Here is a 13,379-nt window from a genome sequence, read left to right as displayed (position 1 = left end):
GAAAACTGCTCGTGCGCTACGAGAAGCTCGAGCGCAGCTTCCTCGCACTCAACCATCTCGCGGCGGCGATCATCGCGTTTCGCAAGGTGCCTTTGAGTGTCAACATAATTTACGGATAGATTCTAAGCACGGCAAAACGTACTTCGATGGAGTTGCTGACGTCCGTCAAGACCCAAGAAATGACACGCCCCTGTAGGATCGAGAACATGCAAATCAAGGACGTCAGACCTGAGCCATTTACCTCGCAGATCCGCTGCGATCGATGCGGCCTTGTTGCGGAGAATGGTGAATCTGAATTCTATGAAATGACCTCCATCAATGCGAAAGCTGGCTACGGGTCCATCTTCGGCGACGGTAACAACGTGCAGGTCGACCTGTGCCAACACTGTTTGAAGATGACGTTGGGACCTTGGCTGAGGGTGACCGATCCGACCGAGCAAGACGCGCGACTCAGGCAGCGGTTGAGTCTCTTTGACCCAGCGCAGCATGGCGGCGAGTTCCCATCACGCGCTGACTGACTCAGAGGAGGCGCCGGCCGATTTCCCTCCTCAGGGGAGCGAATCTGTACAGAACCACGAGTGGTTGAGCAGCAAACGAGCAGCCAAACAGTCGTCCATTCAGTAAATACCGTACGCGCACACTACCGAATGTCTGCCGGCAAACGGACGGATGGTGGGCGCCTCTGTATGGAATTTTCCGAGGGGTTGGGCTCGCCATCTGGTAACGCATGCGATACCAATTTAGGGTAATATTTCTACGCCCTCGCTGCTCTGCGAAGGCGTCCGCGCAAACCTGCCGATGTGCAGTCCACTACGAGTCTGCCGATGGGCCTGACACGCGATTTCAAGGAAACGATACTCGCTCGGGTGCAGACCGACCCGAAGTTCCGTGATGCCCTTTTCAAGGAAGGCATCGAGACCCTGCTTGCGGGCGACGTCGACACCGGCAAGGCGATCATTCGCGACTATATCAAGGCAACGATCGGCTTCGAGGCGTTGGGAGTGGAGACCGGCTTATCGCCCAAGAGTCTGATCCGGATGTTCGGCTCAAGCGGCAATCCGCAAGCCAAGAATTTGTTTGCGGTGATCAGCCATTTACAACGGCTTGCGGGGCTGACAGTTCATGTGACGACTCGCACACTCGGTCGGGGCATGACCCGTGCGCCGTCTGGCGACTGATCTGGCAAAAAAAGCGGCTTTTACCCCTTCGCGATAACCACTGCACGGATTCCCCCTGGAATATCGGCTGAGGACGTGGTTTCAACGACGCGAGGTCGACATCCAAGGCGATATCGCATCAACGCCGATGTCTTTTAAAGTGATGCCCATCTCCATCAGCATCCAGGTTGCTCGGCGCATGCGGATTTCACACGCAAAAGAACGCCGGCGCTGAGCCTTTGGACCTCTTCAACAATCCGTTGACGGGTATCTTGAGGCAAAACGGTCACCACTGGTGAAGCTTGGCGCAACTGCTGGGCACGACCGGTGAGCGCGAGTGCCTGACGCCAGGACCGCCGTTGCAATATGACCGCCCACTCCTGCCAAAGTGCTTGAGCATGCGGATCTCCTTTGGCTTGCCAACGGTTCAGCGTTTCCAACGCACGCTGTATCAACGCGGGGTCCCGCTTCATGAGACGCACCGCCTCCTGGTGCATGACCAGGCTCTGAAGATCTTGCCGCTCGTGCCGTTTGTCGCTGACGGAAACCACCACCCCTTTGGCGCCCGTCACCTGCTTCTTGCTTCTCCCTGACGCAGGCTCGACATCGTTGACCAACATTGCCAAGTCCTGTGAAACCCCAAGGACACGCATGACGCGCAGATAGCTGCCGATGGTTGGCGTGGGCTCACCGGCTTCGACCGATCTGAGGGTCATGCGCGACAGGTCGGCCTTCTCGGCCATCTGTACTGTGGTCAACCCCTGACGAAGTCGCTCCCGTTTGAGGCGCGCACCCAAGCCCAGCAGAAGCAGCTGGTCCGCAGCCGAAGTGATTTCCGAAGTGCCGGGCATAGATATCGCATGGTAGGTTTCCGCAGCTCAACTGTCTAGAATGCCTTACAGATGAAAAAGAGGTGCTGTCAGGTTATGGCATCAGAAAGTCTGGGACCCGGCGGGCTACCGCGAGGTGGACACTACGTTGGTCGACTTATCCCAAAAGCACTTGCTTAAACCTGTGGAAAACTGCGGGCACAACTGCCCCAGGTCGCAGCAGCATTGACTTGCCGAGCAGTGCGCAAAAATCAGGCAGAAACAAGATCCGGTGGATTCAGGGGCTGCCGGGGCCGTGCCCAGAGGCAAGTCAGAAGGCGTTGTCGTCACTGATCTAGGCAACCAGTGCTCGTCCTGCCACGGGTCCCTCGAGTAGGTGATTGGAGCGAGCGTTGCCGGCGCCCGTCAGTTGCGACATTCCAGCATCAGGTGCAGCCGAGCAGCCTGCGCCGCCAGAGCAGGACACTTCGTCGGGACGCCCGCGCTTGCTCTGCGACTCAAGCGCTCCGGAAATCGCACCCCATAAGAAATTACAGAATACAATTCAAAAACCAATTGGTATCTGTATTTTCCAAATTGTTATGCCAAAGCCCAGCGCATCCCTGGCGTTTTTGCCTCCAGCCGTCGAAAACCAGCTGGCGGAGTTGGGCGCAAATCTGCAGATCGCCCGCAAGCGGCGTGGCGAGTCGCGCGCGGCATGGGCGTCGCGCCTAGGCGTCACCTCGCCCACGCTGCTGCGCATGGAGCGTGGTGATCCCAAGGTCTCGATGGGCGCCTACGCCACGGCACTTTGGCTCATCGGGCGGTCCGATCAGTTGCCCCTCGCGGCAGCCCCCCATCTGGACTACGCAGCAGCCGAAGCAGAGGCACGCAAAGTCTCCGGCGCAGTTCGGCGAAGAAAGGGGGTACCTGAATGAACAACGCCGTGGAAGCCCGTGACTACGTGCCACAGGACAGGCTGTTCGTGTTCTGGCTGCACAACCCGGCCGAACCTCGGTTGGTGGGCACGCTGGACCTGAGCCCACGCCTCAAGGGCGGCGTTTTTCAGTACGCGGACGCATGGATCAAAGACGGGTACTCCTTGAGTCCAGACCTGCCCTTGCAAACGGGGGAGTTTTTTCCGGAAGCGGAACACCTGCCGGGGGCCATTGACGATGCGCGACCCGATCGATGGGGGGAACGGGTCATCAGGTACATCGATGCGCCCAAGCGCCTGTCCATTCTGGAATACCTCTTCTTCGCAGGTGACGACCGGTTCGGGGCGTTGGGCATTTCCCTTGAGAAGGACCGCTATGTGCCCTGCCACAGCGGACCTGCGCCCCAGTTGAGCGATGTGTCCGCTATCTACGAGTTGGTGCAGGCGATCGAAAACGGTCAAAAGGTGGACGAACACCTGGCCCGGCTGATCCGCCCTGGGGCGACGCTGGGGGGCGCCAAGCCCAAGGCCCTGATTCACATCGACGGGCAAACCCACATCGTCAAGTTTCCCGAGCGCGATGAGGCCTTTGACGTCGGCCTGGTGGAACATGCCACGATGACGCTGGCGAACGTGGCCCATCTGGTGCCTGCGGGCACGCGCACCATCCCCCTTGGCCACGGCAGAGGGCATGCCATTGCGGTGCAGCGGTTTGATCGCCAGTGGGTGGGCCAAGGCGCGGCGGCCACGCGCTACCACGCGATGTCGCTGCGCACCGCACTGAGAGCCGTTGGCAGCGACTTCAGCTACGCCAACCTGGCGCAGTACCTGCGCCGCTATGCTCCGGCCACCGAAGCACAGGCCATGGAGCGCACCTTGTTCAAGCGGATGGTCTTCAACATCCTCATGGACAACACCGACGACCATGAAAAAAACCACGCGCTGGTTTTCAGCGCGGGGAAGTCGCCACGGTTGGCACCCGCCTTCGACGTGCTGCCCTCGTGCCAGAACCTGGGGTACCAGCAGATCGGTGTGGGCGAGCGGGGCGCTGAGTCCACGCTGGAGAACGCGATGAGCGCACACAAGGCGTTTCGCCTCTCGGCGGTCCAGGCCAGGTCGGCCGTGAGAGAGGTGGCCAACGTGGTCGACAACTGGCGCCTGCACTTTGAGTCCCTGGGGGTGAGCGCGCGGGACATCGAGATGCTCAGCGCCAGCATCGATCGGCCGTTCCTGATGGAACAGCGCAGGTGGGCGAAAGGCTAGGGTACGAGCACCGTCGGCAGGGCTTGCGGCAACAGATTTGGCCAATCCCGGTTGAAGTGCAGACCCCGGCTTTCATGGCGTTGCTGGGCGCAGCGCACGATGAGCTCAGCCACTTGCACCAGGTTGCGCAGCTCCAGCAAGTCGCGGCTGACTCTGAATTGCGCATAGAAGGCTTGGATCTCCGACTGCAGCAGGGCGATGCGGTTGGCCGCACGCTCCAGCCGTTTGTCCGTGCGCACAATGCCCACGTAGTCCCACATGAAGCGGCGCAACTCGTCCCAGTTGTGTGAGATCACCACGCGCTCATCGGGATCGGTCACGCGGCTTTCGTCCCACGGACACACGTTCGGGGTGGACGATGGGGCGGTTTCGCGAATGGCCGCAGCGGCAGCTTGCGCAAACACCATGCACTCCACCAGCGAGTTGCTGGCCAAACGATTGGCGCCGTGCAGTCCGGTGTTGGCCGTTTCGCCCAACACATAAAGCTGGGCCACATCGGTGCGTCCGGCCAGGTCCGACACCACCCCACCACAGGTGTAGTGGGCCGCCGGCACCACGGGGATGGGTTCGCGGGTGATGTCGATGCCCAGCTCAGCGCAGCGCGCCAAGATGTTGGGGAAGTGCTCTTGGAGGAACTCAGGGGGTTGGTGCGAGATGTCCAGGTGCACGCAATCGAGGCCGTGTTTTTTCATTTCGGCGTCGATGGCACGCGCCACCACGTCTCTGGGCGCCAGCTCGGCTCGCTCGTCGTGCTCGGGCATGAACCGCCGGCTGCCGTGGGAGGGCGGCAACTTGAGTTGCCCGCCTTCACCACGCACCGCTTCGCTGATCAGAAAACTCTTGGCGTGTGGGTGGTACAGGCAGGTCGGGTGGAACTGGATGAACTCCAGATTGGCGACCCGGCAGCCCGCACGCCAGGCGGCAGCGATGCCGTCACCGGTGGCGGTGTCCGGGTTGCTGGTGTAGAGGTAGACCTTGCCCGCACCACCGGTGGCCAGCACGGTGTGACTGGCGGTGAAGGCGATGACCCGGTCGTTTGCCTCATCCAGTGCGTAAGCGCCCAGACAGCGCCGGGGGCCGGGAAGATCGGCGTGTTTGTCGCTCAGGATCAGGTCCACCAAGGTGTGGTGTTCCAGCACGGTAATGGAAGGCGTTGCCCGGACGCGCTCGACCAGGGTGGCCATCACGGCCGCACCGGTGGCATCGGCCGCGTGCACGACGCGCCGTGCGCTGTGCCCCCCTTCACGGGTCAGGTGCAACTCACCGTCTTCTTCAGAAAACGGCACCCCCAGGCCCTGCAGCCAACGGATGGCGTCCGGTGCGCCGGCCACGGTGGCGCGGGTGGCGTCGATGTCGCACAGACCGGCACCGGCCACATGGGTGTCACGCTCGTGGTCTTCCAGGCTGTCGCCCTCGGCCAGCACAGCGGCAATGCCCCCCTGGGCCCAGTTGCTCGCGCCATCGGTCATGGCACGTTTGGTCAGCACCGCCACGCGGTGGGTGGGAGCCAGGTGCAGCGCCGCCGAAAGACCAGCGAGGCCGCTGCCAATGATGAGTACGTCGAAATGAGAATTCACAATCAAACCAAAAAACAAGTGCTCAAACGGAATGGCACACATGGCATCGCCCACCCTCTCGGAGGCAAGAGCAGTCAAGGTGCCTGGCGAGCACACAGCACGCACACGACGCACACACGGCGTGCAAACGGGTGTACTCAGAACCCCATGTGGGTGACGGGTTTGAAACGGGCTGTGATCGCCATCCCGTTGTTTGGCAAGACGCCTCGCGTGTGGTGCGGATGAACACCAAGTGCGCGGCCGACCGTCGAACGAAGGCAAATTCCCTGGGCGGGACAACCCGTCGGCGTGGCTCCAAATTGGCGCGGATTCTAAGCGGGCCATGCTGCGTCCCTGTTCACAATCCGCGCATGCAATTTGCTCCCGACCGCAATACGCTTCGTCCGACCGCCCTCATCGATTTCCGCGCACCCGACGCCCACAGCTCCCCCCTGCACCTGGCCTTTGGTCAACCCCAACAGTGTTTGATCGCGTGTGCCCTGGATGAGGTGATCTCGGTCATCGAACAAGCCGATGCGCTGGCTCGTGCGGGGGCGTGGTGTGTGGGCCACATCAGCTACGAGGCAGCACCCGCATTCGAACGGGCTTTCGAGCAAGTGTGCCCTCGGACGTCTGAGCGCGTGTTCCAGTCGCCATCCAGTCCTGCGGCCGACGGCGCCTTCGCTCGCTTCTATGTTTACGACAAGCCACTGAATCAGCAGGCTGCAAAGCAAGCTTGGTGTGTCGGCGAAAACGCTACAGCTGCGGTGGGCTGGGACGACGGTCCCCGGCGGCCCGAATTCGACCACGCGTTCGATGCCATCCAGCAAGCCATCACAGACGGCGAGCTCTACCAGGTCAACCTCACCACCCGACAGACCGGCACCTTCCAGGGCGATCCCTTGGCCTTGTTTGATCGACTCCGTGCGGCGCAGCCCAACGCCTACTCGGCCTACATCGCTGACATGGATGCCGACCAGGGCACCGACGCGAACTCAGGCGGCACCATCCTGTCCGTGTCACCCGAGCTGTTCTTCGACTGGCGAGACAACCGCCTGCTGTGCTCGCCCATGAAAGGCACCGCCCCCCGTGGTCACACGGCCGAACGCGATGAGGTGCTGCGGCAGAAGTTGCTCGCATCGCCCAAGGAGCGCGCAGAGAACGTCATGATCGTGGACCTGCTACGCAACGACATGTCCCGCGTGGCCGAACCCCACTCGGTCAAGGTGCGCGATCTGTTCCAGGTCCAAGCCTGGCCCACCGTCTGGCAATTGACGTCTGACATCGAAGCACGCACCCGCAACGGGACAAGCCTGGTCGATGTGCTGCGAGCCCTGTTTCCCTGTGGCTCTGTGACCGGTGCTCCCAAGTTGCGGGCCATGACACACATCGCAGCACTGGAGCCGCAGGCGCGGGGTGTCTACTGCGGCGCCATTGGGGTGTTGCAACCGGGGGGTGCTGCCACCTTCAACGTGCCCATACGTACGCTGGTGCTGCGGGGCAATCAGATCCACTATGGCGTGGGAAGCGGCATCACCAGCGACGCCACCGCGAACGAGGAATGGGCGGAGTGGCGGCACAAGCGTGCCTTTGCGGAGCGCGCCAGCCAGCCGTTTGAGCTGCTGGAAACCTTGCGCTTGAGCCAGGGCACGCTGATTCACCTGGAGCAGCACCTGGCCCGCATGCGCACCAGCGCCGCTCACTTTGGTTTTTTCTGGGATGACAAAGCCCTGCAGCAGGCCCTGCGCGATCTGCTGGACGGGCACCCTGTGGGTGAGTGGCGTGTGAGACTGCTCAGCCACCGCAATGGTCAGGTGCAAGCCCAGGCGTTCCCGCTGGAGGCCTCGCCAGTGGAAGTCACAGTGCAGTTGGCAACACGGCACGCAGTGGGCTGTGACGGCGATTTCTTCCGGCACAAGACCACCCGCAGGGCCCACTACGACGCGTTCGCACCGACAACGCCTGGCGTCTTCGATACCCTGCTGTGGAACGAACAGGGCCAGCTGACCGAGTTCACACGGGGCAATGTGGCGCTGAAGGTGGCTGGCCAGTGGCTCACGCCGCCATTGAGCTGCGGGCTTTTGCCAGGGGTTGGCAGGGGTCAGCTCCTGAAAAAGGGCGAGCTACGCGAAGCCGTGCTCACCAAGGAAGACCTGCACCAAGCGCAGGCCATCGCCTTCTTCAACAGCCTGCGCGGGTGGTTGAACGCCAAGCTCGTCTGAACCGGCGCGTCGGACGCTGTCAGGGGCCGGTGCGTGGGGTCGGCAACTGGGTAACCCAAGGCGCAAATGCTTCAAACACACGCAGCGGCTGGCCCCTGCGCCAGAACACGGAGCTGCAGGCCCAGGTGGGTTGCACGAGCGGATTATCGACGTGCCCAGCCACCACGGTGGACTGTCGAACCCAGCGAGACACGGGGCCTTGTCGCAATAGCCGATGGGGAACAAGCGCATCCCGATCCAATGACCTGCCCTGGAACAGCAGTTCGGCCAGCGGTCGGGTGCCCAAGCAGGCCAATGATTTCCACGCCCCATGAAATGCGGGCAGTGGTATCACGCTGCGCGCCCACACCGCCGCCCGGCCGTTGAACAGCAGGATCACCTCACGGGCGTAGGCACAACGGCAGTTCAGATCACGTTGCTCTGCCAACCACAGCGCTGAAGCGCCTTGCCCCACCACGACCACCTCGACCGTGCCATGCGCGCGCAATCGCGCGGTCAAAGAGCCACCCGCAAACAGCCAGGCATTGATCGATGGGTCGGCAGATCGGTGCACGTGCGCACCCGCGCAGTGTCGAAACTGGCTCACGGCAGGGGTGGTACGGGAACGCGCAAAGGAACAGCGAGACGCAGAATGTGCAAAAGTCGGGAGCGGTGGGCAGCACCAGCCATCAAGGCTTGCCGGCCTCTGGCGAAGTCCCGGCCACACCTGTACCGCTGCGCCATGCGTCTTTGTCTTCAAATTGCCTCCCACAACCATCACACACCAGCGTGGTGGTTGGGCGCATGACGCCCGCTGGGTCTCGGGCGATCAGGTGGTGGTAGCTGGTGGCCGCGCAGAAGTGGCAGCGGTTGGCGGGGTGGGGCGAGTCCGAATTCATGTCGTCGCGGTTATACCGCAGCACCAAATCATCCGGCCAGGGATCCGCACAGGCCACCGGTCGTATCACCTTGAGCGCTCGGATGCACAAATGTGGGGCATGTCAGGCAAACGGTTTCGGCCTGTGATCCCGACCGGTGGTTGCGGCAAGGCCACTCGCCGCTACCATCACCTCAGATGAAGCTCGCAATGTGTCCTTCCGTAGCCTTGCCACGCTCGGCTCAGCCACACTGCACGCAAAACAAACGTCACATCACAAGCACCGCATTCCACATGAACGCCCATGAACGTGAGCAAGCGCTGCTCGAAATGCGCCGCACCGCCGATGCCTTCTATCGCAGCGCAGTCAAGATCGGCAACCACCCCTTCATCGAGTTCGCCGGGCTGATGAACGAATACATCGCGGCCTGCCAGCTCGCGCACAAAGACGGGGTGGATTTTTCGGAATGCAACGTGCACAACGGAAAAACTCTGCCGTTGAAACCGTTTATGTCGGACTACATCAACGAGAAACTGGAGTGCATCTTCTCTGGGGCCAAGGTGATGGCCACACCGGTGGAGACCAGCGGCACTTGATGGCCTCAAACGGGTGACATCCACCGATTCGATCCGTCGAAGCAGTGTTGATTCGGCTGCGGCTACGTAAAATGGTGCCGATAACTTGAGCACAGACATCCTGGCATCGCATCACAGCCGCCACGCCAGCGCACAGTGCGCCATCCACTCTTGGCCATGCGCTCCACGCCGCAACGTCAGCTCAATGTCTTGAAGGTCCTCCGCACCCTTGCCCCCTGCGCCCACCACCTGTATCCGATGAGATTCAAGTCAGATCGTCCCGCCAACAAGCGCCCGCCGGCGCCCACCCGCAGCGAACCCCTGAACGACCAGCGTTTTAACGATCTGATAGGCAAAGCCAGCGCATTCTTTGCCACTCTCGAGAGCGACCTGCAGGGAGAGCGGACCGCGGCCATCGAGGAGATCAACGCGCGGATGGTCGAATACGGCTTGACCTTGGAAGACCTCATGGATCCCGCTGAATCAGCGTTGCCGCGACGCGACGCCTCGCCGCACTGATGCTCTTTTGAGGTCACGTTGAAATGACAGATGCGCTGCCTGGGGCACATGACAACGGCACGTCCAATGGAACGCCGGATGGTGCGCTCACTGGCGGGCTCACTGAGGAAGTGATCAAGGGGCTGATCGAGGCGCTCAGCGATACCGCGTTGCGCAGTCTCGCCGGCAAGGCCGTCTTTGGTCGCGCCAAAGACTATGTGACCTCCAACGCCATCACCGTGATTGCGGAGGAGGGCGGCGCCATCCCCGCCATCTATGCCGAAATCATCGGCACCGATATCTATCTCACAGAAGTCTCGGTCAGGGACGGTTCGGTTGGTGGTGGGTGTGACTGCCCACACGCCGAAGACGGCACGTTCTGCAAACACCAGGTCGCGCTGGCCATGGTTTGGCGAAACCTGCTGGGCACACCGCGCTCCACGCCGCACTCAGGTGGTCCCACAGGGATTGCAGCAGACGCCCCCACAGCAAGTCCGACACTTGCTGACCGAACCGCGCGCCTGATCACCAAAGAAGTCGCACAGCACCAAGCCCTGGAAACGTTCTTGAACTCGCGCCCGGTCAGTGAGCTGGCCTCCAAACTGATGGACCTGGCCAACCGGGATGCGGGCATTGCCAAGGAGCTGAACCAGTGGATTCGGCTGGACCAACCGGTGGCGTCGGTGGTCGAACACAAAACGCTGGTCACCGAGATGCTGGCGGTCGGCCGCAGCTTCGTGCCCGCGAGCCAAAGCCACAAGTACGTGCAACGGGCGGAAGCCGTTCTGCCCTTGCTGGACCGGGCTTTGAAAACCGACCCAGAAGGTGCGTTGGCGCTGACCCAGCACGCGATGCGGCGAACCTGGGCAGCGTTTCAACAAGTCGATGACTCCTACGGCAACGTGGGAGAGCTCTGCCGTTCTGTTGCCGCGCGTTGGGTCAATGCTGTGCAGGCCAATGGGCCTCAACCCGCGGCCTTTGGTACGGCCTACCTGAAGCTGCGGCTGGAAGACCCGTTTGGGTGTTTTGACACCGGCGCGGTGGAGACCGCCATGGGAGCGGCCGCGCTGACCCGGTTTCGCCAGAAGCTGCATGAATCCTGGAGAAAAGCCAAGGACGAGGTGTTGGCGCACCGCCAAACGGCTGGTGGCCGGTCGGCGTCCAAGTACATTGCCGCCCTGCACGAGGTGCATTCGCTCAGCGACAGCGCCCAGCTTTTCACGCTGGAACGAATGCACCTGCAGCAGCTTGCTGCTCAGGGCGATATCGACGCGGCCCTGTCCGTCCTCAAAGAAGACCTTAACAACAGCACTGACCATGTCCGCGTGGTTCAGTTTCTTGAACAACACGGGCGGATGCGGGACGCCTTTTCCCATGCGGAGGCTGCGATCAAGGCGTTCCCGGACGACTGGCAAGTGCAGGACTGCGCCTTGCGGGCCTACGAGCGCGACGGATGGACCGCAGAAGCCTTTGATTTGAGAATGCGGCGGTTTCGGGCGCGCCCGGGGCCAGAGACGTACCTGGCGGTGCTGGCCGCTGCGGGGCATGCCGGCCACGATGTCGAAAGCACGCGGAAAACCATCCTCAACGCCATTGCCGAGCAAGAGATCTTGCTGACCCACTCACGGTCGCAGCGCACCGGGCACACCCGTTTTGGACCACAGCGTTTGTTGGGACCGGGCCCGAACGAGCGCGATGTCAGTTTGCGGGCTTCTCTCCTGTGCGCCGAAAACCATTGGGGCGAGGCGCTTCAACTGGTTCAGCCGCCGGCGTACTGCAGCGAGCAGGTTCTGGAGCACATTGCCCTGCACCTGGGACACGCCCAGTGGGACCAGGCGGTCACGTTGCTACAGCGTGTGCTCACCTCGACCATGCTGCGCGCCACCAGCCCATATCGACGCGAATTGGATTTGGTTCGAAAAATTCTGGCCCGCATGGGCCACGACATCACCCGCCGCCACTGGCTGCTGCACCTGGCGTCCGTGCACAAGGCCAAGCGCAATTTCGTGCGTGATCTGCCGGTGGTGTGATGCGCACTGGCCTATGCCGCCCGAGGAGCCAGTTCTTGTCCAGAGGCTGGTATCGTTGAGACAGCAGTTGAGTCGAGCGATTTAGGACGAACACCATGAGCGACGTGGAATACCGGCATTTTTTGAGCAAAGCGCGGGCCGCCATGGAGGGTGGTGACGCTGCCTGGGCCGTACAGTCCACCGGCGAAAAAGTCGCAGTCGCACTGGCATTGAACCGCGCCGACTGGCTGGCGTCGATGAACTACACCATGGCTGAGGCCATCGAGCGTGCTGGGCCCGTGTGGATTTCCTTGCTGCCGCGGGTTGTCCGTGCCTTGGACAGCGACGCCTGAATCAACCACGGAGATGCGCCAGTGAACGCGGGGAGGTGGGTGCCGTCCCCTCCCAAGTCTGATCTCACGCCTCGTCGGGGAACCAGTCTCGAATGTCGGCCACATCCTGGTTCAGGCCCAGAATCCCCCAGTACATCGCCGTGAATGCCAGCACATTGAGCTGAGGCACCTCGATACCCTGCTTGTCGGGCAACAACTTGCACAACAAATTGTCTTTGTCGATGGAGTAATAGTACCGGCAGGCCAATGGGCGCGAGGCCCACACCGTGCACTCGCCGTGACTCAGGAAGGGGCAGGCTTCTCCAATGTGGTGCTCCCACCGGCCTGGACTTGTTCCCTTCATGGCTCCATCGCCTTGAAGTCGATCCGGTTCTTGTGAAACACGCACAGCGTGTGCGGGAGCGGTCGCCATTCGTTTGCCCGACACTGCCGCCAGGTGCGCAGCCTCTGCACGAGAGACAGACACCGGGATGTGGCAGCAGTGGTCACACCCCTTTGTGCAGGCCGAGGCCTTGGAGCGAGAGACGGCACCCGCCACCACGTCCGCCGCCCTGTGCAACCACAACACCCTTTGACCGCCTGATTTCGCCCGGCTGGCGGCCGTCATCATCCGGTCAAATGCATCCGTGTCCATTTCCGCCTGTATTCGCTCAGACCGAGCCTGCAAATCGGTGGACATACGCAAGGCCTGCCATCTGGCGTGGACCTGCTCGAGGTGATCTTCCAGGTGGGTATCGGGAACAAAAACTGAATTCATGCAGGCAGAGGCTTGATCACACAACATGCGGCGCCAGACGCCACGATCTGATGGGGGTGCGGCTCGCAGCGTAGCCGAAAACCACATCAAGCCCTGAGCATTTCCGGCCCTGCGCGGTGTTTGCCTGACCTGCGAACGGACTCCCGTTTTGGGTCCTGGCATGCACAGCCCTGCCCGCGCGGACGATGGCCATGTCAATCAAGCCAGCGCGACCGTGCCCACAGACGCACTCTGCGGCGATAGCTCCACACGATTGCGTCCGCGCTCTTTGGCTCGGTACAGAGCCTGATCGGCATCGTGGATGAGTTCGTCACCGCCCGCATGCCGCACCGGATCAAACTGCGCGGCACCCACGCTCACCGAGATGGTCGTCTGGAGGTCGCAGC

The 13,379-nt window shown here is 61.9% G+C and carries 15 protein-coding genes and 1 pseudogene; 10 read left to right on the top strand and 6 right to left on the bottom strand.

The genetic code is table 11. From position 1 onward, the window contains the following. From ACFQPB_RS23035 to ACFQPB_RS23025, 3 genes and pseudogenes are all read left to right on the top strand, one after another. A pseudogene (locus ACFQPB_RS23035) lies at positions 1 to 119 on the top strand (IS5/IS1182 family transposase); the annotation flags it as partial. An 87-nt stretch (positions 120 to 206) separates the two neighbouring features. After that, complete coding sequence (locus ACFQPB_RS23030) at positions 207 to 518, top strand: hypothetical protein (protein ID WP_382228554.1); 312 nt, start codon at positions 207 to 209, stop codon at positions 516 to 518. Positions 519 to 824: 306 nt separating this feature from the next. Next, positions 825 to 1,178 carry a helix-turn-helix domain-containing transcriptional regulator gene (locus tag ACFQPB_RS23025; protein WP_382228552.1) on the top strand — a complete coding sequence of 118 codons (354 nt, stop codon included), beginning with the start codon at positions 825 to 827 and terminating at the stop codon, positions 1,176 to 1,178. 155 nt (positions 1,179 to 1,333) lie between these two features. Here ACFQPB_RS23025 and ACFQPB_RS23020 read toward each other — a convergent pair whose 3' ends face one another. Next, positions 1,334 to 2,008, bottom strand: a complete 675-nt coding sequence (locus ACFQPB_RS23020) for a helix-turn-helix transcriptional regulator (protein WP_382228548.1) — start codon at positions 2,006 to 2,008, stop codon at positions 1,334 to 1,336. A gap of 560 nt (positions 2,009 to 2,568) precedes the next feature. Here ACFQPB_RS23020 and ACFQPB_RS23015 point away from each other — a divergent pair. Both ACFQPB_RS23015 and ACFQPB_RS23010 read left to right on the top strand, forming a co-directional pair. Then, positions 2,569 to 2,904: a helix-turn-helix domain-containing protein gene (locus tag ACFQPB_RS23015; protein WP_382228546.1), complete on the top strand. Its 336-nt coding sequence runs from the start codon at positions 2,569 to 2,571 to the stop codon at positions 2,902 to 2,904. Then, a complete protein-coding gene (locus ACFQPB_RS23010) occupies positions 2,901 to 4,166 on the top strand; it encodes a type II toxin-antitoxin system HipA family toxin (protein ID WP_382228544.1) in 1,266 nt (421 codons plus the stop codon). The genes ACFQPB_RS23015 and ACFQPB_RS23010 overlap by 4 nt, the downstream gene beginning before the upstream one ends. Here ACFQPB_RS23010 and nadB read toward each other — a convergent pair. Further along, complete coding sequence (gene nadB / locus ACFQPB_RS23005) at positions 4,163 to 5,785, bottom strand: L-aspartate oxidase (RefSeq protein WP_382228541.1); 1,623 nt, start codon at positions 5,783 to 5,785, stop codon at positions 4,163 to 4,165. The two genes, ACFQPB_RS23010 and nadB, sit on opposite strands and share 4 nt — an antisense overlap. A 308-nt stretch (positions 5,786 to 6,093) precedes the next feature. On the opposite strand from nadB, the gene pabB reads away from it, so the two are divergent. Next, positions 6,094 to 7,944, top strand: coding sequence for an aminodeoxychorismate synthase component I (gene pabB, locus ACFQPB_RS23000; RefSeq protein WP_382228538.1), 1,851 nt, complete (start codon positions 6,094 to 6,096; stop codon positions 7,942 to 7,944). A 19-nt stretch (positions 7,945 to 7,963) separates the two neighbouring features. Here pabB and ACFQPB_RS22995 read toward each other — a convergent pair whose 3' ends face one another. Both ACFQPB_RS22995 and ACFQPB_RS22990 read right to left on the bottom strand, forming a co-directional pair. Further along, on the bottom strand, positions 7,964 to 8,497 hold the full coding sequence (locus ACFQPB_RS22995) for a chorismate--pyruvate lyase family protein (RefSeq protein ID WP_382228536.1): 534 nt from the start codon (positions 8,495 to 8,497) through the stop codon (positions 7,964 to 7,966). Between the two features lie 115 nt (positions 8,498 to 8,612). Beyond that, positions 8,613 to 8,822, bottom strand: coding sequence for a hypothetical protein (locus ACFQPB_RS22990; RefSeq protein ID WP_382228533.1), 210 nt, complete (start codon positions 8,820 to 8,822; stop codon positions 8,613 to 8,615). 272 nt (positions 8,823 to 9,094) lie between these two features. Between ACFQPB_RS22990 and ACFQPB_RS22985 the strand changes: the two genes are divergently transcribed. The 4 genes from ACFQPB_RS22985 (at position 9,095) to ACFQPB_RS22970 (ending at position 12,236) form a co-directional block, all read left to right on the top strand. Next, positions 9,095 to 9,397 carry a hypothetical protein gene (locus tag ACFQPB_RS22985; protein WP_382228530.1) on the top strand — a complete coding sequence of 101 codons (303 nt, stop codon included), beginning with the start codon at positions 9,095 to 9,097 and terminating at the stop codon, positions 9,395 to 9,397. Positions 9,398 to 9,553: 156 nt separating this feature from the next. Next, a complete protein-coding gene (locus tag ACFQPB_RS22980; RefSeq protein WP_382228527.1) occupies positions 9,554 to 9,895 on the top strand; it encodes a hypothetical protein in 342 nt (113 codons plus the stop codon). Positions 9,896 to 9,918: 23 nt separating this feature from the next. Beyond that, the gene (locus ACFQPB_RS22975; RefSeq protein ID WP_382228524.1) at positions 9,919 to 11,904 is read left to right on the top strand and encodes an SWIM zinc finger family protein; all 1,986 of its coding nucleotides are present in this window, start codon (positions 9,919 to 9,921) and stop codon (positions 11,902 to 11,904) included. 95 nt (positions 11,905 to 11,999) lie between these two features. Then, positions 12,000 to 12,236: a hypothetical protein gene (locus ACFQPB_RS22970; protein ID WP_382228521.1), complete on the top strand. Its 237-nt coding sequence runs from the start codon at positions 12,000 to 12,002 to the stop codon at positions 12,234 to 12,236. Positions 12,237 to 12,300: 64 nt separating this feature from the next. Here the strand turns inward: ACFQPB_RS22970 and ACFQPB_RS22965 are convergent, their stop codons facing one another. After that, a complete protein-coding gene (locus tag ACFQPB_RS22965; protein ID WP_382228518.1) occupies positions 12,301 to 12,993 on the bottom strand; it encodes a YkgJ family cysteine cluster protein in 693 nt (230 codons plus the stop codon). A gap of 198 nt (positions 12,994 to 13,191) precedes the next feature. Beyond that, a partial coding sequence (locus ACFQPB_RS22960) for a diguanylate cyclase domain-containing protein (protein WP_382228515.1) occupies positions 13,192 to 13,379 on the bottom strand: 188 nt, incomplete at its 5' end.

The sequence above is a fragment of the Hydrogenophaga atypica genome, assembly GCF_042665215.1.
GTDB classification, from domain to species: Bacteria; Pseudomonadota; Gammaproteobacteria; order Burkholderiales; family Burkholderiaceae_C; genus Hydrogenophaga; species Hydrogenophaga defluvii_A.
Note: the sequence above shows the minus strand (reverse complement) of the source record. Positions and strands in the feature narration are given on the sequence as shown.